Origin of the sequence: Alkaliflexus imshenetskii DSM 15055 (genome assembly GCF_000517065.1) — a bacterium.
In the GTDB taxonomy this organism is placed as follows: Bacteria; Bacteroidota; Bacteroidia; order Bacteroidales; family Marinilabiliaceae; genus Alkaliflexus; species Alkaliflexus imshenetskii.
The window spans coordinates 1,876,869-1,900,301 of record NZ_KI912105.1; the positions used below are offsets into that span (position 1 = coordinate 1,876,869).

Annotated in this window: 18 protein-coding genes and 1 tRNA gene; 12 read left to right on the forward strand and 7 right to left on the reverse strand. The window is 43.5% G+C overall.

The annotated features are described in order from the left end of the window. Positions 1-528 precede the first annotated feature (528 nt). Together ALKIM_RS0107765 and ALKIM_RS0107770 are read left to right on the forward strand one after the other, a co-directional pair. Positions 529-1,668: an aminotransferase class I/II-fold pyridoxal phosphate-dependent enzyme gene (locus ALKIM_RS0107765; RefSeq protein ID WP_026474140.1), complete on the forward strand. Its 1,140-nt coding sequence runs from the start codon at positions 529-531 to the stop codon at positions 1,666-1,668. An 82-nt stretch (positions 1,669-1,750) separates the two neighbouring features. Continuing rightward, positions 1,751-1,822, forward strand: a tRNA-Arg gene (locus ALKIM_RS0107770). 235 nt (positions 1,823-2,057) lie between these two features. Here the strand turns inward: ALKIM_RS0107770 and ALKIM_RS0107775 are convergent. From ALKIM_RS0107775 to ALKIM_RS0107785, 3 genes are all read right to left on the reverse strand, one after another. Further along, positions 2,058-3,455, reverse strand: coding sequence for an ABC transporter substrate-binding protein (locus ALKIM_RS0107775; protein WP_084555836.1), 1,398 nt, complete (start codon positions 3,453-3,455; stop codon positions 2,058-2,060). A 123-nt stretch (positions 3,456-3,578) separates the two neighbouring features. Further along, positions 3,579-5,045, reverse strand: coding sequence for a methyl-accepting chemotaxis protein (locus tag ALKIM_RS19235; RefSeq protein ID WP_052345476.1), 1,467 nt, complete (start codon positions 5,043-5,045; stop codon positions 3,579-3,581). 503 nt (positions 5,046-5,548) lie between these two features. Beyond that, positions 5,549-5,959: a PAS domain S-box protein gene (locus tag ALKIM_RS0107785; protein WP_026474142.1), complete on the reverse strand. Its 411-nt coding sequence runs from the start codon at positions 5,957-5,959 to the stop codon at positions 5,549-5,551. Positions 5,960-6,322: 363 nt separating this feature from the next. On the opposite strand from ALKIM_RS0107785, the gene ALKIM_RS0107790 reads away from it, so the two are divergent. Beyond that, a complete protein-coding gene (locus ALKIM_RS0107790) occupies positions 6,323-6,850 on the forward strand; it encodes a hypothetical protein (RefSeq protein WP_026474143.1) in 528 nt (175 codons plus the stop codon). Between the two features lie 2 nt (positions 6,851-6,852). On the opposite strand, the gene ccsA is transcribed toward ALKIM_RS0107790, so the two are convergent. After that, positions 6,853-9,963: a cytochrome c biogenesis protein gene (gene ccsA, locus ALKIM_RS0107795; protein ID WP_026474144.1), complete on the reverse strand. Its 3,111-nt coding sequence runs from the start codon at positions 9,961-9,963 to the stop codon at positions 6,853-6,855. A gap of 79 nt (positions 9,964-10,042) precedes the next feature. Next, entirely contained in the window at positions 10,043-10,450 is a 408-nt protein-coding gene (locus ALKIM_RS17980) for a GxxExxY protein (RefSeq protein ID WP_044117814.1), read from the reverse strand. Between the two features lie 230 nt (positions 10,451-10,680). Between ALKIM_RS17980 and ALKIM_RS0107805 the strand changes: the two genes are divergently transcribed. The 7 genes from ALKIM_RS0107805 (at position 10,681) to ALKIM_RS0107835 (ending at position 18,181) form a co-directional block, all read left to right on the forward strand. Continuing rightward, positions 10,681-11,907 carry a hypothetical protein gene (locus ALKIM_RS0107805; RefSeq protein ID WP_026474145.1) on the forward strand — a complete coding sequence of 409 codons (1,227 nt, stop codon included), beginning with the start codon at positions 10,681-10,683 and terminating at the stop codon, positions 11,905-11,907. A 201-nt stretch (positions 11,908-12,108) separates the two neighbouring features. Then, positions 12,109-12,573 (forward strand): DUF4268 domain-containing protein, encoded by a 465-nt coding sequence (locus ALKIM_RS0107810; RefSeq protein WP_026474146.1) that lies wholly within the window; start codon positions 12,109-12,111, stop codon positions 12,571-12,573. A gap of 20 nt (positions 12,574-12,593) precedes the next feature. Further along, a complete protein-coding gene (locus ALKIM_RS0107815) occupies positions 12,594-13,613 on the forward strand; it encodes an agmatine deiminase family protein (protein ID WP_044117815.1) in 1,020 nt (339 codons plus the stop codon). 182 nt (positions 13,614-13,795) lie between these two features. Further along, a complete protein-coding gene (locus tag ALKIM_RS0107820; RefSeq protein WP_044117816.1) occupies positions 13,796-14,590 on the forward strand; it encodes a hypothetical protein in 795 nt (264 codons plus the stop codon). An 11-nt stretch (positions 14,591-14,601) separates the two neighbouring features. Continuing rightward, positions 14,602-16,278, forward strand: a complete 1,677-nt coding sequence (locus tag ALKIM_RS0107825; protein WP_157363834.1) for a hypothetical protein — start codon at positions 14,602-14,604, stop codon at positions 16,276-16,278. Between the two features lie 184 nt (positions 16,279-16,462). Further along, entirely contained in the window at positions 16,463-17,347 is an 885-nt protein-coding gene (locus ALKIM_RS0107830; RefSeq protein WP_026474150.1) for a carbon-nitrogen hydrolase, read from the forward strand. Positions 17,348-17,374: 27 nt separating this feature from the next. After that, entirely contained in the window at positions 17,375-18,181 is an 807-nt protein-coding gene (locus ALKIM_RS0107835; RefSeq protein WP_044117817.1) for an HAD family hydrolase, read from the forward strand. 2 nt (positions 18,182-18,183) lie between these two features. On the opposite strand, the gene ALKIM_RS0107840 is transcribed toward ALKIM_RS0107835, so the two are convergent. Both ALKIM_RS0107840 and ALKIM_RS0107845 read right to left on the reverse strand, forming a co-directional pair. Beyond that, complete coding sequence (locus ALKIM_RS0107840; protein WP_052345477.1) at positions 18,184-18,849, reverse strand: DUF6048 family protein; 666 nt, start codon at positions 18,847-18,849, stop codon at positions 18,184-18,186. Then, on the reverse strand, positions 18,818-19,282 hold the full coding sequence (locus ALKIM_RS0107845; protein ID WP_044117818.1) for a DUF6452 family protein: 465 nt from the start codon (positions 19,280-19,282) through the stop codon (positions 18,818-18,820). Before ALKIM_RS0107845 ends, ALKIM_RS0107840 begins: the two co-directional genes overlap by 32 nt. A 702-nt stretch (positions 19,283-19,984) precedes the next feature. Between ALKIM_RS0107845 and ALKIM_RS0107855 the strand changes: the two genes are divergently transcribed. Further along, the gene (locus tag ALKIM_RS0107855; RefSeq protein ID WP_026474155.1) at positions 19,985-21,313 is read left to right on the forward strand and encodes a M16 family metallopeptidase; all 1,329 of its coding nucleotides are present in this window, start codon (positions 19,985-19,987) and stop codon (positions 21,311-21,313) included. Positions 21,314-21,362: 49 nt separating this feature from the next. Further along, positions 21,363-23,420, forward strand: coding sequence for a M16 family metallopeptidase (locus ALKIM_RS0107860; protein ID WP_026474156.1), 2,058 nt, complete (start codon positions 21,363-21,365; stop codon positions 23,418-23,420). Positions 23,421-23,433: the final 13 nt, after the last annotated feature.

Consider the following 23,433-nt stretch of genomic DNA (forward strand, 5'->3'; position numbering starts at 1 on the left):
CTTATGCATCGTTTATGATGGTAGAGAATTAAATAAAATCCTATCTGTTTGAAAAAATGGGGTTATATTTGGTAGAGAGGGGAAATATCAAGGGAATTTTCACATATATAAAAAATAAAAACAGCATTCTATTATTAAAAACCATCCAAATTTGGTGTAATAGAAGCAGTTGCTAAGTTTTTATCGAAGCTCTGGTCTTTGGAATAAATTAAATGTACTGTTTAAGTTTAGTTTGTAAAACAAGATATAAATGCAAAAAGTGTTAGATTTTAGATAGATAGCATAGTTGAGAAAGATGATTGGATTTATCTTATTTTCTGTTTTATCGTGTCTATCAGTCTAAAAATCTTAAAGCAGGTGTTATACAAATTTCAAACAGTCTCAAAAATATACTGTGAAATGAAAACCTATGATATGATTTTATCAGATGTCAGTATTTAAGGCAACTGAACCTCTTCTCAAAAAAACAAAACAGTTAATTCGAGATATTTACATACTCATTATACGAACCATTGATATTTGACCCATATGTTTATCACTAAACTATCCTCTCTGGATTCCGGATACATCACATCCATCTGCGAAGTAGCCACATCAAAAGGAGCCATTGATTTAGCTGCCAGTCATGCCATTGAAGAACTTCCGTCTTATTTATCTGGTGCTCTTAGTCAGATGGCTGATTTGGAATTAAACGCTCCATCACCATTATACGGTTTGCCTAAGCTCAGAGAGCAAATATCGGAGAAAACAGCCCGGCTTCATGGTCATGTATATAATCCCCAGCACGAAGTGACCATTACCACCGGCATTAATCAGTCCATTTTTGCTGCCATGAATGCCTTTTTAGACGAAGGTGACGAGGTAATTCTTTTTGAGCCTGCGTCCGAAGATTATCTGCCTATTATTCTTCTAAGTGGAGCAAAACCAGTATATATTTCGCTAAAGGAACCAAACTATTACATCGACTGGAATGAAGTTACGCGAATGATAAATGGCAACACACGCCTTATCATCATCAATACACCCCACAACCCCACGGGAATGGTGCTCAACGAACTCGACATGCTGCGATTGCAAAAAATAATAAACAGCACGCGCATTCTGATTTTAAGTGATGAGCGCTACGAGCACCTGGTTTATGATGGCCATGGGCATCAGAGTGTGGCCATGTATCCCAAATTGGCAGAAAAAAGCATTCTTATTAATTCTCTAAGCACAGCATGCCGTGTGTCGTGGCCGGTGAGTTACTGTGCAGCACCTGCTGCGCTTATGGCTCAAATGCGAAAAATATTAACATTGATTGATGGCAACTGTTTGAGCATATTCCAGACAGGTCTCGCCAGTTGCATCGGAAACAGAGAACAGAACAAGGCGACAACAGAGCATTATCGTCGTAAAATGGAGTTCTTTCAGGAACTGATGACTTCAAAAACACGGTTTATCCCCTTACCTGTTTGCGGCACGTGGTTTCAGCTTTACAGCTATTCGGCTATATCTGCAGAATCTGACAAAGAGTTTGCCATCCGTATGCTCAATGAAACAGGGGTAGCAGCTGCGCCATACAGCAGCTTTTTTCACGAAAAGCAAAAAAAGCAACTGTTGCGCTTCAACTTTGCACGTCCCGATGCAATCCTCGAGAAAGCAGTTGAAAAACTCAGCCACCTGTAAAGGTTATGACACCATAATTTGATAAGTTCTATTTTTCCATTAATTTTGCCATCCGAAAATCGGGTTACATACCCGTAAACACGGCCTCATAGTTCAAGGGATAGAACGGAAGTTTCCTAAACTTCAGATTCAGGTTCGAGTCCTGGTGAGGCTACAAAGCGCTCTGATTATCAGGGCGCTTTTTGTGTTATACTGCCTGAATTAACTATCCGGGTGTCGCTCTACTGCTTTAATTTAAAGGTTCGTAATTTTGGATGTTTTTGGCCAAGGATGAGATATCAATGAAAAGCGGCCAACCCGGTGAACTTACCCCAATAGTATTGACTATTATCCTATTTCAAGCACCCTTGACTAAAAATTATGCGCCTTACACTCAATTTCAAAAAAACTTACGGCACAATAGCTACATTATTATTTGATAGCGCGGTACGAATCTGTCGCACGGCTTCGGCGGGCGTAATCTCCCCAAGTAAAACCTCGTGGGCGAAATAGTGGTTCCAGCGGTTGTTAAAACCAAAAACATACTGACTTCCCAAGGGATTTATCTTGTTCTTTCCATACTTCTGATCAATTTGAAAAGTAAAATCCTCAAAATGGTCAACGCCCATCGAAACAGTGGCTAGTTTGCCTTGTATGCCTGTGGGGCACTTGGTATATCTCACCCACTTTTCGGCCACGCGGGCATCGTTCATTGCAAGGAGAAACTTTACGGCTTCGTCGCGGTTTGGGGCATTTTTGGGAACTCCCCACATTATCTGATATCCCCCGATATAGTTGTTTACCTGTCTTGTAACGGGTAACTCCACCGGCATCATATTCATTAATTTCTGACGATCCACATTTTGCCAGAAACTGTACATCCAGGAGCCATTAATAAAAAAAAGATATCTATCATCGAGAAACTCATGAAAAGAATCATTCCATACTTTGCCACTGTATTGAGGATTCAGCGGCTTATAAGGTGCGAGGGTTTGAAGCAGTTGCAATGTTTGATTCCATGCTCTGAGTTTACGTTCCGATGGCCTGTCTCTGAAGTACTCCTCGTCATCATTTAGTATCGACATGTACAGCTGGTTGGTCAAATAGTTCATGGTACGCCAGTCGCCGGCTTCAAAAAGTGCGTACTTGCGGTCGTCGGGGTTGGTTTGTTTCTCATTGTAAGCGTGCACAGCCTGTATATAGGTTCGGAAATCGTCGAAAGTCATGCCCATTTGTTTCACTTCCACTCCCACCTGATTGGCCACATTGGTATTGCACCAGAGTGTATAGTAAAAGCCCTCCACAAGAGGTCCGGGAACAATTCCTCCCCATAATCCAATTATTGAATCGTTGATAAGTCCCTTCACGGTGGTTTCTCTGAATTGCGGAATTTCGGCAAAGTCAACCAGATACTTTTTTGCCCAACCCGGTTCATCTGCCACCAGTGCATAGTCATTGTTTAGCAGTAGAATGTCGTAATCTGTAACTCTTGAACGTAATTGCTCTGTTACAAACACTTCCAAATCCTTATCACCACGCCGGTCGCCCATTATCTCTTCAGGAAAAACGAGTTCAACCCGCACATGTTGGTTCCGGAAATTATATTCTGTTACAAATTCACGAATAAAACGCTCTCTGTCGCCTTGCTCGAACCATTGACCCATAAACCGGATAACCGTTTGTTCGGTGCGGTTAACAGTGCCAGTGGTTCTATTTTGTTGCTGCTGCTGATTCCATTGCCGACATCCCGAAAAAGCCACCATCGCCATCAACAAAATCATTCCTGTTATATATCTTTTACAACTCATTTGATATGGTTTTAATTCATTTGACGGTTATCACCCGGTAGTAATTTGGGTGAGTTTTCGTCTGAAAAACACATTTATCTACTGATGAATTGGATAAACATGGTCATTAAAAAAACAAAAGAACTACTCATTGTCAAAAAAGCTAACCCTCTTCCTGAGTTCGAGCGCTTCGTTCTCAAGGTCCGATGAGAACTTCGAGAGATTGTCAGCAAACTGGCTATTTTTTTGGATGACATCATTAAGCCTGTATATGGCCGAAGTGATTTGTGATGCACCCTGTTTTTGTTCCAGGCTCGACATAGAAATCTCCTTTATCAAATTGGTAGTGAGTTCAATCTCGGGAAGTAGGGTAACCATTTGGTCGTATGAACTTTCGGTAATGGCCACACAATCTTTTGCCAGCTTATTGATTTCATCAGCCGCCACCTTACTGCGCTCTGCCAGCTTCCGCACTTCCGATGCCACCACGGAGAATCCCCTCCCATGCTCTCCTGCTCTTGCCGCTTCCACTGCCGCATTTAATGCAAGAATATTGGTTTGGAAAGCAATGTCATTGACGACGGTAATTTTTTCAGCAATTTCACGAATATAGCGTAGGCTGAGCTCCGCCTCTCCACCCATTTTCTTCAATCCTTCATAGGTGATGACCGACACTTTTTCGGTGCGGGATGCATTATCAGAATTGTTTTCAATACTCGACGACATCTCCTCCACCGACGCCAGAACCTCCTCGACAGAAGATGCCTGATCACCGGAACCATCCGCAATCAAATGAGACACTTCGTTAACATTTGAGCTGGAATCGTTTAGCTTATCAGAGCCTTGACGTATATTGCTCACAATTTCGGACAAATTGCTGCCCACCTCCTTCACCGACTCGTATAACCTTCCCAATTCATCGTCAGAAAACAGCGCGTGACCATCGTTCTTAAGTCTGCCTTGACGGATGTTAAAGAGAATTTTGAGAAGAACATTTATTTTTCTGGTTATAAACCTGTTAAAGAGATAAATAATCACAACCGAAGTAAGAAGCAGACAGAACAATGAACCAAGAATCAAGATTAGGATGATGCTGCTTTTCTGACGTGCCACTTTATCGGATTGCGCCATGATTAAAAGCGTTCCCAAACGTTTGCCATCATCGAGACGAATTGGTGAGATTCCGGCATAAAAAAGTTGACCATTGATATATAGACTTCGGAACAGAGATTCACTTAGATCCTCCTCCAATTCAGGGAAATTTTTTAACTCTTCTATCTGATCGACATACTTGTCTCTAAATGTATCGTTGAGCGAGTAATAGATGTATCCGTTGGCACCAACTATCACACATTCTGCGATGGTCTCACCTACGATGTTCTCTATGATTTCCGCATCCTCTGCCGATTCGTATGCCAAAACGCCCTTTGACATCATCAATCCGGGCGTCTGAATTTGGTTCTGAATTCTGTTCTCCAGCTCTCCGGTAAACCGATTGATATAAAACACCCCTATGATAGCCAGGGCGATGATTTCGGTCACAATAATGATTGCACCAATTTTAAAGGAAAGCTTCCTAAAGTAATCTCTGTTACTGAAAATGGAACTCATATAAACGCTTTATTGTTCGTTGATATTGTACTACGCACACTATTCTGTTCTGTAATGATTTTTTGGGCGAAGATTGACAGCTATTTATTTCAATACCAAATAAAAAGCTGTACAAATCGCGCTTTTGAAACATTAATTAACAAGTCAAATATAACAATTAGTTTAAATCTCTCTTCAAAAAACTAAAAAAATCGTCGTTTACTTCAATTCATGTTGTCATACAGCTTCTTTCAATAATTCAATAATGATATTGTTATGTTATATGAACATTACAACGAAAAAGCAAAACAATCAAAATTTTATCATTATTTAACATGGTGATACTGCCCCGATTAAAAATTATCAGGTGATAATAAAGCAGTCTTAAAGATTATAACCATCAGAAATTTATCATAGTTACTATCCTGTAAAACTGCATCGATATATACAAAAAATGGCCTGTAGTGAGAATACAATCTCACTACAGGCCATTGGTTGGTTTCAATAAACTTCTAAGTAATCGGTTATCCCTCGTAATAAGCAAAGGTCACTTTTCGTCCTTTACCGCCGGCGCCCAAAATATTGTCAAAAAACGCGGCAGCAGCCTGAATTTGAATTCTCTGTCCGCCCTTGCGTACCACCTCCCAAAAACGTACTATCTCATACTCATTCTTGATGAACATATCGTGCGCTGTCTGAAGTTTTGAGTGGTTCTCTGGCGGTACAACCACCGTAAAATGCTTCCCAATAAGTTCACCTTCTGCGTAACCGTAAATCTCATTGTAACGCTTGTTTACGTGAATGTAATTGCCAAGCTCATCAGTCACACAAATACCCAACTCGGTTTCGGAATTGATGATTTGTTTTGCGTTTTCGGGATTTGCTTCAATAGCTTCCTTAATTTCTTTTGTTCTGAATACGTTAATCCTGCCCATATCGTTTATATTGTTAAAACTTTTTGTTTATGACTTAAACAATTTGAGCCATTAAAAGTTCGGTCGGAACAAACAGAGGCGAACTTAGATTCTGTGCTTCATTGCGTTATACAGATTTGATTCATGTTAATTTTGCAATTCACTTTTAATTATACTATAATTATAGTGCCCGCATGGCGCCCTTCGGATTAATCCAATCAAATACCGTCTGTTTGAAACTTTAAACCAGACATAAACTTTTGGAGTTATCAATCTGAATGTCAAACATAAACACCAGAAAACCAGACGACTTTCATAGAGTTTACAACAGATTAGAACTTTAATTCATTATTTGTGCGAAACATGAAATAGTAAAGAGAAACGATGTCAACATTCAGGATATATGGCTCCGGAAGATTGTCGCTTCAATTGATTGGCCAGTTGAACAACTTCCTTTATGTTGCGGCTGTATTGTCAATCGCATTTTTGATGATGTTCAGCCTGATGGTGGCTCTACTTGCTCTGTCTCATCAAATACTGATGTATGCAATACTTGGCTGGGTGTTCCTGTTTTTGGTATATACAATATTCTCCATTTATGCCAAGCAGGCACTTCACCAACTTGGCACGCTTGAGGTGAGTAAAGAAGGTATTACAAAATCGATTGGCAGCTATGTCGAGTTTTTTGAATACAACAAAATAGAAAAAATCCGAATACGAGATCACCTTAAAGGCATTATGTATCCAGGGAAATATAGAACCTACCTCGTAACGCTAACCTACAGAGGCATTGCTCCCGAAACCTTTGTAGTCGGCGCCCGTTCGCCAGATGACAAGCCGGGAGCCGATTTTGAAGATTTTCTGAAAGTGATGTCCTACATTACCGGAACGCCCATTAACATTACAGAGTAGTATCATTGTGTTAGCTCAGCTTCCTCCTCATTTTGCCGCAAGGGCAGATGTCTTTTTTCGTTCTTTCGTGCCAGATAAATCAGCACTGTTACTACTGCCAAAGTATACCAAACAAACGCCGGGATGGGTACAGGATCACCACCGGCATAGGAATGTAATCCAGCCAGATAATAGTTCACACCCAGATAGGTCATTATAACGGAGCTAAAGGTTATTAAAGAACCTGTATTAAATGCCATTGAGCCTTTTAATCCGGGCACAAAACGCATGTGAAGAATAAATGCATAAAGAACAATTGTTATGAGCGACCATGTTTCCTTAGGATCCCATCCCCAGTAACGCCCCCATGACTCATTAGCCCATACACCGCCAATAAACGACCCGATGGTCATCAGATAGAGGCCTACTGTAAGCGCCATCTCATTTATGGCTGTAAGCTCATCCACAGTAAGCTGTAGGCGAATAAAGTTTCTATTTGTTCTGAATACCATTATTATCAGGTTCAGGAATCCCAAAAGAGCACCAAGCGCCAAAAAACCGTATCCACCAATGATAATCGACACATGCAGCGTTAACCAATAAGATTGAAGTACTGGAACCAGGTTGGTGATGTGCGGATTCATCCAGCTCAAATGAGCTACCATCAGCACCACTCCCGTGAACACACCGGTAATCGGCAGCACCATGCTGCTTTTACGAGCCATCACAAAACCGGCAAGCAGGATACACCAGCCAATAAAAATCATAGACTCGTAACCATTACTCCACGGCGCATGACCTGCAATGAGCCATCTTAAAATAAGCCCAAAAGTGTGATAGAGAAATCCTGCAAATAATAACGCATATCCCACCCGCATTATCCACTTAAAGTTCAGCGATGGCCGCAGAAGCGAAGTAAACTGAAACAGTAACAATATCGCCCCAAGCCCAAAGAAAAAGGTGGCAAGCCACATAAACACATTCAGTCGGTTGTATAACAGCTCTAGCCTGAGCGTCAGCTGTGTTGGCAGAATCTCTTCCGAATGGCTCTCCTGATAGGCACCAATGAGCTTTAGCTGCTCAAGCGCAGCAACCGAATCGCCTGAACGCACATAAGCAACAAAATCAGAGAGAGATGAAACAACGAAAAGACTGTCAACAGTTGATATGGTGGTGGGTTGTGAGGCCGGTGTGTACCAGGGCAGTTGCAAATCGCGCGATGAAGGATACAGCTTATGTAGATGTCCCATTTGCGTGAGATAAAACACATTCACCTGTTCATCAATTTTAATCACTTCCTGCTCCAGCTTGTTACGCATGGATGGATTTTGCCGGTTGGCAGCATCTACCAACTGATGTATTTTGTAGTGGCGATTGCCATCAAAGAAATCAGAAAAGGAGGCTTTTTTATGGGTAATACCTAACAAATTGCGTAGCTGAGGATCCTTCACAGTGATAAGCGGTACATGTTGCCATTGCATCGGGTGGGTGAAAATACCCAGAATCATCTGGTCGGCAGTCATACCCTGAAAGGTATTGTGCTTTACCAACTTGAGAGCTATCTCCTGATGCAGTGAGTTCAATGGTTTGATACGTCCACCATTGTCCTGAACCCATAGCGCCCCAAAAGCAGCGGATAGCTCTTTGTCGGGTGCAGGAGGAAGCATGCTGTTTTGAGCCGAAATGGGAAGCGTTACTAAAAGTAAAATCATTGCAACCAATGATTTCCGCTTGCGGTGTATTCTGTCCACCTGATTCATAAGTATTCGGAAACGCGTTTTGCGTGCAAAAAGAGCCCACATCATTCCCAATGACATTAAAAAATACCCGAGATAGGTCACAAAAGTTCCCAACCCGTCATGGTTCACCGATAGAACGGTTCCTTTCTCATCCTTGTCGTAAGAGCTCTGATAGAGCCGATAGCCGCGATAACCTAAGATGTTGTTCATAAAAATGCGGTATGGCTTTTCCACGCCACGCGTTGCATCAAGCAGGGTAACTTCGCTTATGTAGCCTGATGGACTCTGAGAACCCGGATAACGCTCAAGGATGAATTTGTTCAATCGGATAGCAAACGGCAACTCAATGGGCAGAGCACCGTATCGCACCACAAAGGTAGCGCCAGGTAGCTGAAGCGTGTATGGCTCACCCACCATGCCACTGCGTCCGTATGCTGTTAACTGATGCGTTACACCACGGTGACGCACATCAAAAACAACTGCGTGGGGCAAGCCCTGATCGCTACCACCGGGCATGGCCACAGGTTGCATTACGGCTGATGCATGGTATCGACTCAACGCCAAACGCACCCTGCCAAAATCGTAAAGTTGACCTGGCGCAAACGGATAAAAAATGCCTGCCTCCATCTCCTGCTCACCCTCCTCGCCCATATGGCGGGCTATAAAGTTACGACCCGAAATGAGCTCCACGCCCATGCCATTGGCAGCCCTGCGGATGATGACATCGGGACGAAGCGTGGTGTCGGGCTCAAAAGCCACAATAAAGCCAGCTCGTTCGGCAAACTCACCGGGTGATAGAAAAGTCTCCTGACGCTCCATCATACCTGAAAAAACAATCCCGGCCAATGGCTTACCTCCCGGCATCTCTCTGGGAGCAGCCGTGGCGTTTGGCACAAAAGCCACACTCTTTATCTTCACCTTTTCACCGCCGGCCCGCAGCGTGCTCCGGTAATGCGTTGGTGTAGCAGGCGAAGTCAACGAGAGCGCTTCATCCACCTCAGTAGATTCGGGTGTGATGAGTGTAGCTACCACGTGTGGATCATAAGACATCATAACACGCGCCTCCTCACCTTCGCGGATATGCAACAAGCCTTCGTACCCAATATATCGGGTAATAGCGGCACCCGCCAGTATCAAAAAAAAAGAGACATGAAACAGCAAAACAGAAGCTTTCTCCCAACGCCATAGCTTATAGTTGAAAATATTGCCCAACATGTTCACTGCAAGCACAAAGAAAATAAGCTCGAACCACCATGCATTGTACACCAGTGCCTTAGCAGCAGGCGTGCCATAATCGTTCTCAACAAATGTGGCCATGGCCATTGCAGCAGCCAGGATAATAAACAGTGCCCCCATCAACCAAGGCGCAGATAGCACTCTAATAATCTGTTTCATATACAAAAAAATACGAGATTCAACCACAAAGTCACTAAGACTCAAATTTCCAATAAAGATATGATCCGCCACTACTCATTTAACATCTATTACATTTTCGCTTAATATAAATACGGCCATTAATAACCCTTTTTATTCCTGACTTGATAAGTGGTGTATTGAAGTTAATTAACAAACCTAACATATTATCTGCCAGTTTAAGATAAGGAATAAGTTGGGCAATATGAATATCTGATACTGCTTCAACAGATTTAACCTCGATGATTAACTTCTTTTCGACCCATATATCTAATCGATAACCACCATCCAATAGTACATTTTTATACCTAATGGGTAAATGAACTTGTTGATCAACTTGCAATCCATTAAGACGTAATTCATATACTAAACATTTTTCGTATGCAGATTCCAGTAAACCCGGGCCTAAAGCTTTATGAATCTCAAAAGCTGCGTTTACTGCGATTCGCGATAATTCATTCTCATTCATTTTGCAGGTAAGGTAATAATGGTTTGAATGCGAAACTTACGTGCCTTTGAACCTTTGTGGTTATGCACATTCAGACTTTAAATATAAATGAATTAATGGTTTCGCTAAACAATTGTTTGCTCGTTTCAGGAAGATTTCGTTTTTTCGTGGTCGAAAAGAGATTTTCAAGTTCGACCTAAAAACCTAAAAAACAACTCTTTCTAAGCACTCATCTAAAGAACTAAGGAATCATGCAAAAAATTACTCTTTTACTGTTTTCGCTTTTGGCACTGGCGACTGTACATGCTCAGGATGCTCAGGAAAAGCCTTTTGATATCTCTTTTCACGGCTTTGTGGCTGTGGATGCGGTTCATAACACCCGGGTGGGTCGTACCATCAGAAATGAGCACATCTTCATGTTTCCTCTGCCCGCCAGCATCGATGAGCGAACTGGAAAAGACCTGAACGATAGGGGTAACATTGATATTGACGCGGCTCATTCACGTTTTGGCTTGCACATCAAAGGCCCTACAGTTAATGGTGTTACTGTTTTCGGTTTGATTGAAGCCGACTTCTTGGGCGATGCACGTGCGGCAGACTCCAATTTCAGATTGCGTCATGCGTTTGTGCGTTTCGGATATCAAGACTTCACTCTTACCGCCGGACAAACGTGGCATCCGCTGTTCTTAACCGAGATGTTTCCCCAAAAAGCAAATACCGGCGTGGGCGTTCCAATGCACCCGTTAAGCCGTAACCCTCAGTTACGTTTTGCCTGGAAAGCAAACCAGACCACCGAGCTAAGTGTGTCATTTATTGAGCAGAATAACTTCAGAACCGCAGGATTTCCTAAGGGAAGTGAGTTCTCTCAAATGCCTGAGATTACGCTTCAACTAAAACTTGGAGGAACAGGTCCTGCTTTTGCAGCCCTTACTGCAGGTTACAAACGTTTGGCAATACCTGACGCTGTTGACACCCTCAAAACCAATGCGATGGTGAATGGTGTGCATGCCCAGGCATCGTTCAGATACAAGTTTCCACAGTTTACACTTCGCACCGCTGCTCTGTATGGCGACAATCTATCGGAACTGGCTATACCGGGAGGGGTGGGCAGAGTTAAAGGCTCCACCAATGAAAACCCCGAATTTGCTTCACTTGCAACAGGCACCCTTTGGGCCGATATTAACAGCGACAGAGAAAAATGGGATCCCGGCTTTTTCATAGGTTATATGAAGGCTTTAGGCGCCTCTAAAGAGGTTACTGTTGAAAAATCCATCTCCCCATTTCATCCGGATGTAACCAACGTGTTATCGGTAGCGCCACGTATAAAATACCACGTAAATAAATATACCTGGATTGCATTTGAATACATGTACACCGAAGCAGACTGGGGATCGACGTATGACAACTACGGTGTGCCGCAAAACCTGAAATCCTACGTAAACCACAGAACGCTTTTATCATTTAGATATCATTTTTAAGATGTCAGAACTTAGACCATTCTAAACTGTTACTGGTAAAGATGGGTAGAAAACTTGCACTGCTAAACCTGTTAGGTTAGCAGTATCCGGTCATTAATTGGTGAAAAGATTCTGGGATTATTTGAATATATGCATTCGTTTTTCTTTGTGTTAGCGCTCATCTATGACATCAGAAAACGAGAATAATATTATTTCTAACCGATGTACGACAAGGACGAAATCAAGAATTTAAGAGTTGAGTTCTGGCAAAAGCTCAACAATCGCACCCGAAGGTTGCCGGGGCAAAAAGGTCGTAAGAAATTCTGGATTTATGACAGCACAGGCATCAAGGGGTTGGATTTGCGATTTGACGTGGACAGACAAAAAGCTCAGGTAGCCCTTGAGATAAACCACCGCAGCGAAGAGAGGCGACTTCAATTGTTTGAGAAACTGCAAGCTGCCAAAAGTATTTTTGAAGCGGAATTTGGAGAGCCTCTGATATGGGATTTTGCATTCGAAAAACCCACGGGTGAACAGGTGTGCCGAGTTTACACCGAGATGGAAGCCGACATTCACGATCAGGAGAAATGGTCTGACCTTATGTACTTTTTAATAGACCGCATGATTCGTCTCGAGAAGGCTTTTCTGGAGGTGAAAGAGTATATGCAGTCAGACATCAACGAATAAAGATGATAGAATTGAGCACGATGAATAACATTGTATTACCGGCAGAGTGGGCACCCCAAAGTGCAGTAATAATGGCGTGGCCACACGAAAACAGTGATTGGGCGTACATTCTTGAGGAGGTGCAATCCTGCTTCAGGGAGATTATTGCGGCCATTGCCCGCTTCGAGAAAGTTGTGCTCATAGTGCCGGACAATGGTGTGGCAGAAGCATTCAATACCATCCATGGCAACAATGTGATACCAGTGGTTGCCTCTACCAACGACACCTGGGCAAGAGACTTTGGCCCGCTCATGGTTTTTAAGGATGGTAAGCCCGTATGCCTCGACTTTAAATTTAACGGCTGGGGACTCAAATTTGCTGCCGACAAAGACAACCTTCTGAATCGGGAGCTATTTAGTAACAACATTTTTCAGTCCCAAGTGACGTATGAAAATCGCCTCAACTTCGTGCTCGAAGGCGGCGCCATTGAGAGTGATGGATTGGGGACACTGCTTACAACCTCGGAGTGTCTGCTATCGCCTAACCGCAACGGGCAGTTGAGCAAAGCAGAAATTGAGGCCTACCTGAAAGAAGCTTTTGGGCTATCACGTGTGTTGTGGATTAATAACGGATATCTGGCGGGCGACGACACCGACAGCCACATCGACACGCTGGCGCGTTTTTGCTCACCAGACACCATTGCATACGTAAAATGCACCGATGAAACAGATGAGCATTTCATCGCTTTAAAAGATATGGAAACGGAGTTGCTGGCGTTTAAAACTGCCTCAGGTGAACCTTATAATCTCGTCGCGCTTCCCATGGCCGATGAAGTAATATTCGGTGGTGAGCGACTGCCGGCAACTTATGCCAATTTCCTTATCATTAATGGTGCCGTTTTGGTGCCCACCTACGATTCACCTAAAGATTCAGAAGCCATTGCGCAGCTGCAAAAGGCCTTCCCAGACAGGGAGATTATCGGCGTCAACTGCGTACCACTTATTAAACAGCATGGGTCGTTGCACTGCGTGACAATGCAGTTGCCGGAGTCGGCACTCTAAAAAAAAGAAAGGTCTGCGGGTTTTCCTCAGGCCTTTTTCTATCCCTCCAACTGAATAAAGAGCTGTATCAACCATACTCAACTCACCCATCCCAAACACACTAAGGTTTAAAAGGCTACAATACGGCAGTTATATTTGACAACCCACCACTATCATCGTAACTTTTAGTGTTTAGTTTTAGATTGGAACATTCACCTAATGTGCCTTTGGCTTACACCATGAATTCCAATCGTCCCATCGGTTCAGCACAAAGATGCAGCATCTGTTTCCTGTTATTTTTATTTGCGTTAGGTAATCTCAACCTGACGGCACAATCTACTATTTACAAAAAAGATGGTAGTATAATCGAAGCCACGGATGTGGATCGACAAGGCAAAGTTCGTTCCTTTCGTCCATTTGGTTCGGACGATGGTATTGTTTACTATATTTCACGGAATGAAATTGACAGTATCAAATACGAAAATGGTGAAATGGAACACATTCCTCATTTCATTAATATTGATGATTCTAACACGGATGCATCTGAATATAAAAACCTGATAGGTATTAACATGTTCTCTGTGTTAGCAGGCCAATTGCATACGTTTTATGAAATCATGTTATGGCAAGATAAATTGGGTTTACGCAGCACCTTAATTATAAACACGGTTGAATATAACGAGGCAAGCTATGCTAACTTTTTAAATGCATCCTACTGTCTTGGATTAGGATTCAACTACTACTTTCTCCGCTCGGATTTAGGCCGGTTTGGCATAGGCATGTATGCTATGACAGGCAGGTTTAGCGAAGGATACCAAATAATGGATATGTACGAGCCAACAAAAAAAACGCAGCGGAGCGGATTTATCTGTAGCTCATCGTTTACTTCCAGACTTGTCGAAAACATCTACTTTACAGCAGGTATTGACAATCCATTAGGATGGCACTCTCCAACCTCTAAGGTTATTATCAGAACAGAAATCTCCTGGCATTTCTAAACCACCCGATCATGAAAACAAGACTCGTTCAGAACAGATGGAGAATCAGAACAACAACCACAAACTGGTCGTTGCCAATGAAAACTATATCATGGATATTGATACTGGCTATGATTCATTTATCACAGGGCTGCATGTATTATTTCAGGGTTCGAAGCATTCCGAATCCCTCATCACAAAAACTCTACGAAGAAACATTTCTGAAAAAAACCTTCGTGATTCATCTGGAGGACAAATCCTGGCTTTTAACTGGAGCTGATCTGACTGAAACCACGCTTACTGGGTCATCCCTGCGTGAATACAATGTTGAGTTTCCGCGTACCATTAAAAAGCATGGCAGCACAAGATATAAACCAGGTAAATCGCATAACGAAAGCTACATTCTGAAGGAAGTACACATTTATGTAACAGAGCTCGAAAAACAAGGCGTAAGGGCAGTAATACCGCTCAACGCTATTGAGAAAATCGAAATTCATGAAAAAAACCCAAACGCCACAGCGGCATCCTGGATTGCAGGTTTCATTGGAGGTACAATTGCCACCTTTTCCATCATTATAATCATCGCACTGCTCACCAAAACCTCCTGCCCGTTCATCTATGTGTATGACGGGGAGGAATTTCAGTTTGCGGGTGAGATATACAGTGGTAGTGTACAACCCGGTTTGGAGCGTCACGACTATCTGAAGCTTCCGGTATTCAGGCTTGAACAGGTTGCTTATCAGATTAAAATCACCAACGAAATGCAGGAAATACAGCATACCAATTTAATGGAGCTGTGGGTATTTGATCATCCGTATAACCAGAAAATATGGGTAGACAAATATGGTGTTCCTCACACAGTGTCGAAATTGACTTCAGCAGTTAGAGCCACAAATCTGGCTGGTGAGGACGTCACCGATTTACTGAAGCACAAAGATGAGCGCTTCTATGCCAGTTCAGAAACCAAAGAAGCATTCGCTCTGACGGATGGCATCATCCTTGAATTTCCCATGCCCCAAACAAGCAATATTGCCAAACTGATAATAAATGCTAAGAACTCATCAGTACTCGATCATATGGTTGGACGGTTCCAAAATTTATTCGGCGATGCGTGGCATAAATGGGATAAAAAACAACGAAAAGCCTCAGGGGATCATCTAAAAAATTGGATGCTGAGCCAAAACATACCCCTTTCGGTATATGTGGAGCGTAACGGTGAGTGGCACAAAGCTGACTATTTTGAGGTGGCCGGGCCCATGACCATGAAAGAGGACATTCTGACTTTGGCTCTGGATGGCTCTGAAACGGATCCATTGCGGGTTAAGCTGGAATACGGCAATTTATTTTGGGAAATAGATTACGCAGGCATAGACTATTCCGAAAATGTTGCGGTAAAAAAAGAAATCGTTGCCATTGCAAGTGCCATCGATGAAAAAGGAAAGGATGTCACCAAAAAACTCTCTCACGACGATAAAAAATACTACGTACAACCCAATGTGGGTAACAATGCTATTGTAGCATTTAACCTGCCAGAACCAACTAATGAAATCCGCACGGTTTATCTGCACAGCAAAGGCTGGTACCGGGTGCTCCGAAACCCAACAGGTAAACCTGACCGTGAGTATCTGGAATCTTTCCGGGAACCTGGACGTTTCAACCAATTTGTGAATGAACAAATTCAGATTATGAACCAGATAAATGAAAACTGAAGGCATCCAGACTGCTGAAATTCTTACCGTTAATGATTGTTCACACTTTCTCGTCCCGCTCCATTTGAATATTTAAGTATCTTCGCATATTGAACCTGTGTTTCGGGTAAACTATGCACAGATGGCTTCTGCTATCTGCTGAACCATGCATTTATGCAGCATCAGAAAAATAATCTTGAAGTCCATGAAAACCATAAAAACCGCTCTCATTCAGCAGTGTAATACGAACGACATCACGGCCAATCTGGATAAACTGGAAAAGAATATCCGCGCCGTAGCAGCGCAAGGTGCCGAATTGATTGTACTGCAAGAACTACATAACAGTCTCTACTTTTGCCAAACGGAAGATACGGATGTGTTTGACCTGGCAGAACCTATACCCGGACCATCCACCGAGCGGTTTGGGAAATTAGCTGCTGAAATGAAGGTTGTTATCGTGACATCTCTTTTTGAGCGCCGGGCACCCGGACTATATCACAACACCGCCGTGGTAATGGAAAAAGATGGCTCCATTGCAGGTAAATACCGTAAAATGCATATCCCCGACGACCCGGCCTACTACGAGAAGTTCTACTTCACCCCGGGTGATTTGGGCTTTGAGCCCATACAAACTTCGGTGGGCAAACTGGGCGTGTTGGTATGCTGGGATCAGTGGTATCCTGAAGCAGCCCGACTGATGGCCATGCGCGGCGCCGATCTGCTCATCTACCCCACTGCCATTGGATGGGAAAGCAGTGACAGTGAGGATGAAAAAAACCGCCAAAAAGAGGCCTGGGTAATATCACAACGCGGACATGCAGTGGCCAATGGATTGCCGGTGGTTTCGGTGAATCGCGTGGGTCATGAACCCGATCCTTCAGGCGTGACCAACGGCATTCAGTTTTGGGGCAACAGCTTTGTGGCAGGTCCCCAAGGTGAGTTTTTAACACATGCCGGCAACCACGACGAAGAAAACCTGATTGTTGACATCAGCCTGACACGCTCTGAAGCCGTACGCCGTATCTGGCCTTTCTTCCGCGACCGTCGCATCGATGCTTACGGAAACATCATCAAACGATTTATTGACTGATTTTTACGCTGATACTACAAAATTATTATGGATATAAAACTGGTCATAACCGACCTTGACGGCACCTTACTGGACGCAAAAAAAGAGATTCACCCGGATTTTTGGCCGGTACACCGCCAGCTTACCGACAAAGGCATTCTCTTTGCTGTAGCAAGCGGCCGACAGTTATCGAGTCTGGAATCTACATTCACAACCATTGGTAACGACACACTTTTTATTGCTGAAAACGGCACCATAGTTCGATACAAAGGGGAAGTTATTCATGAGAATGCCCTGGAGATGGCTGCCGCAAATCTGTTCATACATACAGGCCGATGCATTGAAGGTGCAGAAATTGTGCTCTGTGGAAAAGATGCCGCCTATGTGGAATGCACCAGAAAACAATTTCTGGAAGAGGTGTCAAAATATTACAACCGTCTGCAAATTGTGGATGATCTCACGCTGGTAAATGACACCATCCTGAAAGTGGCCATTTATGATTTTTATGGCGCTGAAACCAATAGCTACGGCCATTTTAAAATCTATGAAAACGACTATAAAGTAGCCGTGTCGGGACCGGAGTGGCTTGATTTGACACACCCCACCGCTAACAAAGGAACGGCCATCGAAAAAGTACAGGAAAAACTAGGCATCAGCAAAGAAGAGACGATGGCATTCGGCGATTTTCTGAATGACCTGGAGATGATGGCAGCCGCAGGCCATAGTTACGCCATGAAGAATGCACATCCCGACATACTTAAAGTCTCACGCTTTATCACCCAGTTTGATAACAATGAAAACGGTGTGGTGCAAACAATAAGACAAAAGTTCAACCTCACATCTGGCATCTCATAACCCTATTTACGAAGGGGTAAAAGATACTCCAGTGTATATGAAAAACCTGCATTCAGTCGTCTGTCGCCATTCCCAAAACCAGGTACTATATACGGTTTGAGCAACTCGGAATTGTTAGTGGCTATGAGCGTACGAATGTGAAGTTTCCAACTCATATAAAAGTTCTTGAAAACTTCTGTGCGTGGCCCCATCGAAAACTCAACCCAATGTGAGTTTAGGGTATAAGAGGATACATTTCCGGAGTAATCCTGCCAATAGCCGTTTCTGATGGTATAACCGGATGCGCCATGTTCATGTAATGCAAAACCATATTGCAAACCCATCAAAAGGTTGTCGTTGGTTTGATGCTTTCGTGGCAGTATGTCCTTCTCAATACCTATTCGCAAAAACGTACCGTTTGAGTCATAAGTATATCGCTCCTTTCTGAAGTTTACATTCTCGAATCCGGCTTCCCCTAATAAATACATATCCTCTCCAAAATTGACTCTGGTGAGGAAGGATATGCCGGTACGGTTGTCGTCCATCAGCCTGTTGATAGGACCTGCCAGGTTAACACCCACGGTTATGCCTCTGGCCGGCACCCATTGGGGCAGTGGCTCCTGTCCCTGAACAGCGGCAGACATCAGCAGCCAAAAACTAATAAAGAAATATCTTGATGTTTTCAACATTCTCGCCATAATTAACTTGGGGATAAGAAATAGAAACAGAATCTACAAAAGTATTTGTGTGCCATACCGAATCAACAATGAAATTCCAGGTGAAACCACAGTCTCTGGATATAAACTCCAGCGATTTAGAATGGCGAAACCAAAGTGTATCGAGCAATGTATTGTTATCAATGATAAAAATGGTCGTATCAGCGGAAAATGACAGGGTAAGAAACATTTTCCCGATACGCGCATCCTTATACACCAACGAATCCTGCCCGATGCCATAAACCGATGCCTTCGCCAAGGTTGTGTCTTTTTTTACCGAATACGCTGAGTAAAACCCGGTTTGCACCGAGTGTTGGTTCGACAGGCATATTTCCTCGGGTGCGCACGATGTGGGAAGCACCATCAACGTCAGAAATGAAAAGATTATCAATACGATGTATTTCATCTGCTTATATTTTGTGTTTCAGTTGCCAGAACTTGTCCCAATTTATCGGGATGGAACTCGCCTTATTAATCATGCCCCTAAGTGAGTAACAATTACTCATGGCTCATTTCATCAGTACGCATTCAAATTCTTGTTTAGCCGGCACATTTAAAAATGAATTACTCCTTTGCAGCATGCCAGAAAATAAAATAAGAACAGAAGACAAAAGTAAAAATAAAAATTGTCATCATTCCCATAAGGGTTAGAATCATTATCCAGGCAAGTGGCGATGATGCGGTAAAATTTAACCCAATTCTGGTTCCACGATTAATCTCAACATCCGGGTTAAGGCTCTGCATTAGATCATAGCTGATATTAAAGTGATTGCACTAACATACAAGCAATATAACTTGAATAGTGCAATAATCAGCACATCTAAATTCGATAAAAATGTACGCTATCGGACACCTGCATGTCCGATAGCGTACAGCACCTGCCCTCAAACAATCCAATTCTCTATCATAAACGTTTTGCATATCAGTTGTTAATCTTAAATGGCCTGTGATTTGTTAAACGCATCAGTCGGAAGTTTTCATCCATAAATACCTGAGGTGCGTTTATAAAACTATGGGTGCATTTCTAGAAATTATTATTGATATTTACATTTCCTTTCTAAAATCTGAAGAGAGAGGTCCATTTTTCTAATCTTAACTCATAATTTTTATGATGCAATTAAAAAAAAGAGTGATGTTCCTGCTTGCCGCATGCATGCTTGCCGGAACAGGAATGTTTGCCCAATCGGGCAGGATTGACTTCACTGAGTTTAAACTTGACAATGGGTTGCATGTTATCCTGCATCAGGACAATTCAACGCCAATAGTCACTGTATCGGTGATGTACAATGTGGGCTCCAAACACGAAAACCCTGAACGTACTGGCTTTGCCCACTTTTTTGAACATCTCATGTTTGAGGGAACGAAACACATTCCCCGTGGTGAGTATGCCAAATTTGTGGAACGTGCCGGAGGTACGCTCAATGCCTATACTTCGGCCGATTTAACCTACTATTACCAGACGCTTCCGTCGAATCAGCTGGAGCTTGGCTTATGGCTGGAGTCAGAACGGATGTTGCATGCAAAAGTAGACTCTGTGGGTATTCAGACACAGAAGCAGGTGGTCATCGAAGAAAAAAAGCAGATGTATGACAACCGCCCTTATGGTACCATTCTAATTGAGACGCTGAAGAGAGCCTTTACAGTACACCCCTATCGCTGGCCAACCATTGGCGACCCGGATCACATCATGGCTGCCCGCGACGAAGAGTTCAAAGAGTTTTATGACACTTTTTATGTGCCCCAAAACGCTGTGCTGGTAGTGGCTGGCGACATCAGCCTGAACGACACTAAAAAGCTGGTTGAAAAATATTATGGAGACATTCCTGCGGGGGAACGTCCAATCTACCGTCCAAACATCATTGAGCCTCCTTTGAGCGGCGAAGTGCGTGACACCATTTTTGACAACATACAGATTCCGTTGGTTCTACAGGCTTATCGTACACCAGCCCTGGGTACCAAGGATTATTATGCAATCGACATGCTTGGCACATTGCTGTCGACCGGTCAGAGCTCACGTTTATACCGCGAGTTGGTGGACAACAAACAGATGGCCATTCAGGTAGGTTCTTTCCCTATTCCATTTAGCGAGCCTGCGCTCAACCTCACCTATGCATTTACCAACATGGGCATTGACCCTCTTGCACTGGAAGAGGCTATGAATGTGGAAATCAAAAAACTTCAGGACGAGTTGATACCTGAAAATGAGTTCCAGAAACTTAAGAACCAGTTCGAAAACCAAATCATTGGCAGCAACGCACGAATAGCAGAAAGAGCTGGCAACCTCGCCACCTTCTATACACAGCTTGGCGATGCATCGCTCATCAACAACGAATTGGAAAAATACATGGCTGTGACACGTGAAGACATTCAACGGGTGGCACGTGAATATTTCATTACGAACAACCGCGTGGTGCTTTACTATCTGCCCAAAAACTAAATCTTAACCGGCACTTGTTTTTATGTGCATAAACTCAAATTCGTATAAAATGAAACGCATTCTTTCTATCATATTAGTTGCCTTTATTGCCGGGAACCTGTTTGCCCAGCTCGACAGGAGCACGCCACCACCTGCCGGTCCGGCACCTACAATCAACATTGGCGAGTATAAAAAATTTAAACTGAAAAACGGCTTACAGGTTTTCGTAGTTGAGGATCATAAGCTTCCGTTTGTGGCATACAGCCTTAACCTGGAAACCGACCCGGTGTTGCAGGGTGAAGCAGCCGGTTATGTATCACTGGCCGGATCGCTCATGCGGTCGGGCACTTCAGCCCGCTCAAAAGCTCAAATCGACGATGCCATTGATTTCATCGGTGCCACATTGAGCACTTCTTCTCAGGGGGTTTATGCCCGCTCGTTGAAAAAGCACAGTGAAACCCTTCTGCAAATCATGTCAGATGTGGTAATGAACCCATCGTACCCGCAAGATGAGCTGGAGAAAAGCGTACGTCAGTGGGTATCGGGTATTCAGGCCGAAAAAAATGACCCAAATGCCATCGCCAATAACATTGCCACAGTACTTCGCAACGGTGCAAACGACCCTTATGGCGAAATCGTTACCGAAGAAACGCTTGAGCGCATTAATGCCGACATGCTGAAAAACTTCCACAGCACCTACTTCAGACCCAATGTGGCCTATCTGGTGATTGTGGGCGACATCAGCATGAAAGAAGCTAAAGCGCAGGCAAACAAATATTTTGGCAAATGGAAGAAAGCGCCGGTACCAACCCATAACTATCAGTTACCGGCCTCATTTGAGGAGCCAAAAGTAGTCATTGCCAACCGCGATGGCGCCAACCAATCCACCATCCAGGTTACCCACGCAGTGGTGCTTACTCCAGGTGATGCAGATGCCATCAAAGCCTCTGTGATGAATCAGGTTTTGGGCGGTGGCTCATTTAACGCACGTCTGTTTCAAAACCTGCGCGAAGAGAAAGGTTACACCTATGGCGCATACTCAAGTCTGCGTACCGACAAACGCATCGGTAGCTTCTCAGCTTCGGCCTCGGTGCGTACCTCAGTAACAGACAGCGCGCTGCATGAGGTGCTACATGAAATGACACGTCTGCAAACCGAACTGGTAAGTGATGAAGACCTGGAACTGGTTAAAAACATGATGATGGGCAGTTTTTCGCGTTCGCTCGAAGACCCGCAAACCATTGCCCGCTTTGCCCTGAACATTGAGCGTTATAAACTGCCTGCCGATTACTACAAAACCTACCTGGAAAAAGTGGCGGCCGTTACACCTCAGGATGTGATGGATATGGCAAATAAATACTTACGCCCCGAAAATGCCATTATAATGGCTGTAGGTGAGGCTGATAAAATCAGAGAGGTGATGAAAGCGTTCTGCCCGAGTGGTACCGTAACACAATACGATTACTACGTGAATAAGGTAGCGCCACCAAGAAATGTTTCCAACCTCTCGGCCCAGGATGTAATAGAGAATTACATCGATGCTCTGGGTGGCCGCAATGCGCTTAAGAATGTGAAGGATATGACGATGAATGCCTCTACTTCCATGCAAGGGATGACCTTTAAGATTGTAACCCGCCAAAAGGCGCCCAACAAAATTCTGGTAGAAACCCTTATGGGTGGCAATCCCATCTCCATGCAGGTTTTTGATGGCACAAGCGGTAAAATAGTTTCCCCAATGGGAGAACAAAAACTGGAAGGCGACCTGTTGAAGGAGATTGCCGAAGCCGCAGTGCTCTTTCCCGAATTGTACTACACTACTGACGGCACCTCTCTGGAGCTTCAGGGCATCGATAATCTGGAAAGCGGCGAAGCATACAAACTGCTTGTAAAACGCCCATCAGGAAAGGAAACAACCGTTTACTTTGATGTGGAAAGCGGTCTTAAAGTGCGTGAAGTTAACACTGGCATGCAAGGTACAGTAATCTCCTCTTATAAAAACTACAAGAAAGTATCGGGAATCAACTTCCCAACAGCCATGACCCAACTTGTGGGACCTCAAAACCTCGAAATCATTGTTGAAAGTACTGAGGTGAATAGCGGCATAGCCGATGATGTGTTTGTAAACTAGAAGAGCATAAAAA

Coding starts and splice junctions, on each gene's coding strand:
- ALKIM_RS0107765 (WP_026474140.1), top strand. CDS start 529: ATGTTTATCACTAAACTATCCTCTCTGGATTCCGGATACATCACATCC.
- ALKIM_RS0107790 (WP_026474143.1), top strand. CDS start 6,323: ATGTCAACATTCAGGATATATGGCTCCGGAAGATTGTCGCTTCAATTG.
- ALKIM_RS0107835 (WP_044117817.1), top strand. CDS start 17,375: ATGGATATAAAACTGGTCATAACCGACCTTGACGGCACCTTACTGGAC.
- ALKIM_RS0107775 (WP_084555836.1), bottom strand. CDS start 3,455: ATGAGTTGTAAAAGATATATAACAGGAATGATTTTGTTGATGGCGATG.
- ALKIM_RS0107855 (WP_026474155.1), top strand. CDS start 19,985: ATGATGCAATTAAAAAAAAGAGTGATGTTCCTGCTTGCCGCATGCATG.
- ALKIM_RS0107825 (WP_157363834.1), top strand. CDS start 14,602: ATGAAAACAAGACTCGTTCAGAACAGATGGAGAATCAGAACAACAACC.
- ALKIM_RS0107785 (WP_026474142.1), bottom strand. CDS start 5,959: ATGGGCAGGATTAACGTATTCAGAACAAAAGAAATTAAGGAAGCTATT.
- ALKIM_RS0107805 (WP_026474145.1), top strand. CDS start 10,681: ATGCAAAAAATTACTCTTTTACTGTTTTCGCTTTTGGCACTGGCGACT.
- ALKIM_RS0107815 (WP_044117815.1), top strand. CDS start 12,594: ATGAATAACATTGTATTACCGGCAGAGTGGGCACCCCAAAGTGCAGTA.
- ccsA (WP_026474144.1), bottom strand. CDS start 9,963: ATGAAACAGATTATTAGAGTGCTATCTGCGCCTTGGTTGATGGGGGCA.
- ALKIM_RS0107840 (WP_052345477.1), bottom strand. CDS start 18,849: ATGTTGAAAACATCAAGATATTTCTTTATTAGTTTTTGGCTGCTGATG.
- ALKIM_RS19235 (WP_052345476.1), bottom strand. CDS start 5,045: ATGAGTTCCATTTTCAGTAACAGAGATTACTTTAGGAAGCTTTCCTTT.
- ALKIM_RS0107845 (WP_044117818.1), bottom strand. CDS start 19,282: ATGAAATACATCGTATTGATAATCTTTTCATTTCTGACGTTGATGGTG.
- ALKIM_RS0107830 (WP_026474150.1), top strand. CDS start 16,463: ATGAAAACCATAAAAACCGCTCTCATTCAGCAGTGTAATACGAACGAC.
- ALKIM_RS0107810 (WP_026474146.1), top strand. CDS start 12,109: ATGTACGACAAGGACGAAATCAAGAATTTAAGAGTTGAGTTCTGGCAA.
- ALKIM_RS17980 (WP_044117814.1), bottom strand. CDS start 10,450: ATGAATGAGAATGAATTATCGCGAATCGCAGTAAACGCAGCTTTTGAG.
- ALKIM_RS0107860 (WP_026474156.1), top strand. CDS start 21,363: ATGAAACGCATTCTTTCTATCATATTAGTTGCCTTTATTGCCGGGAAC.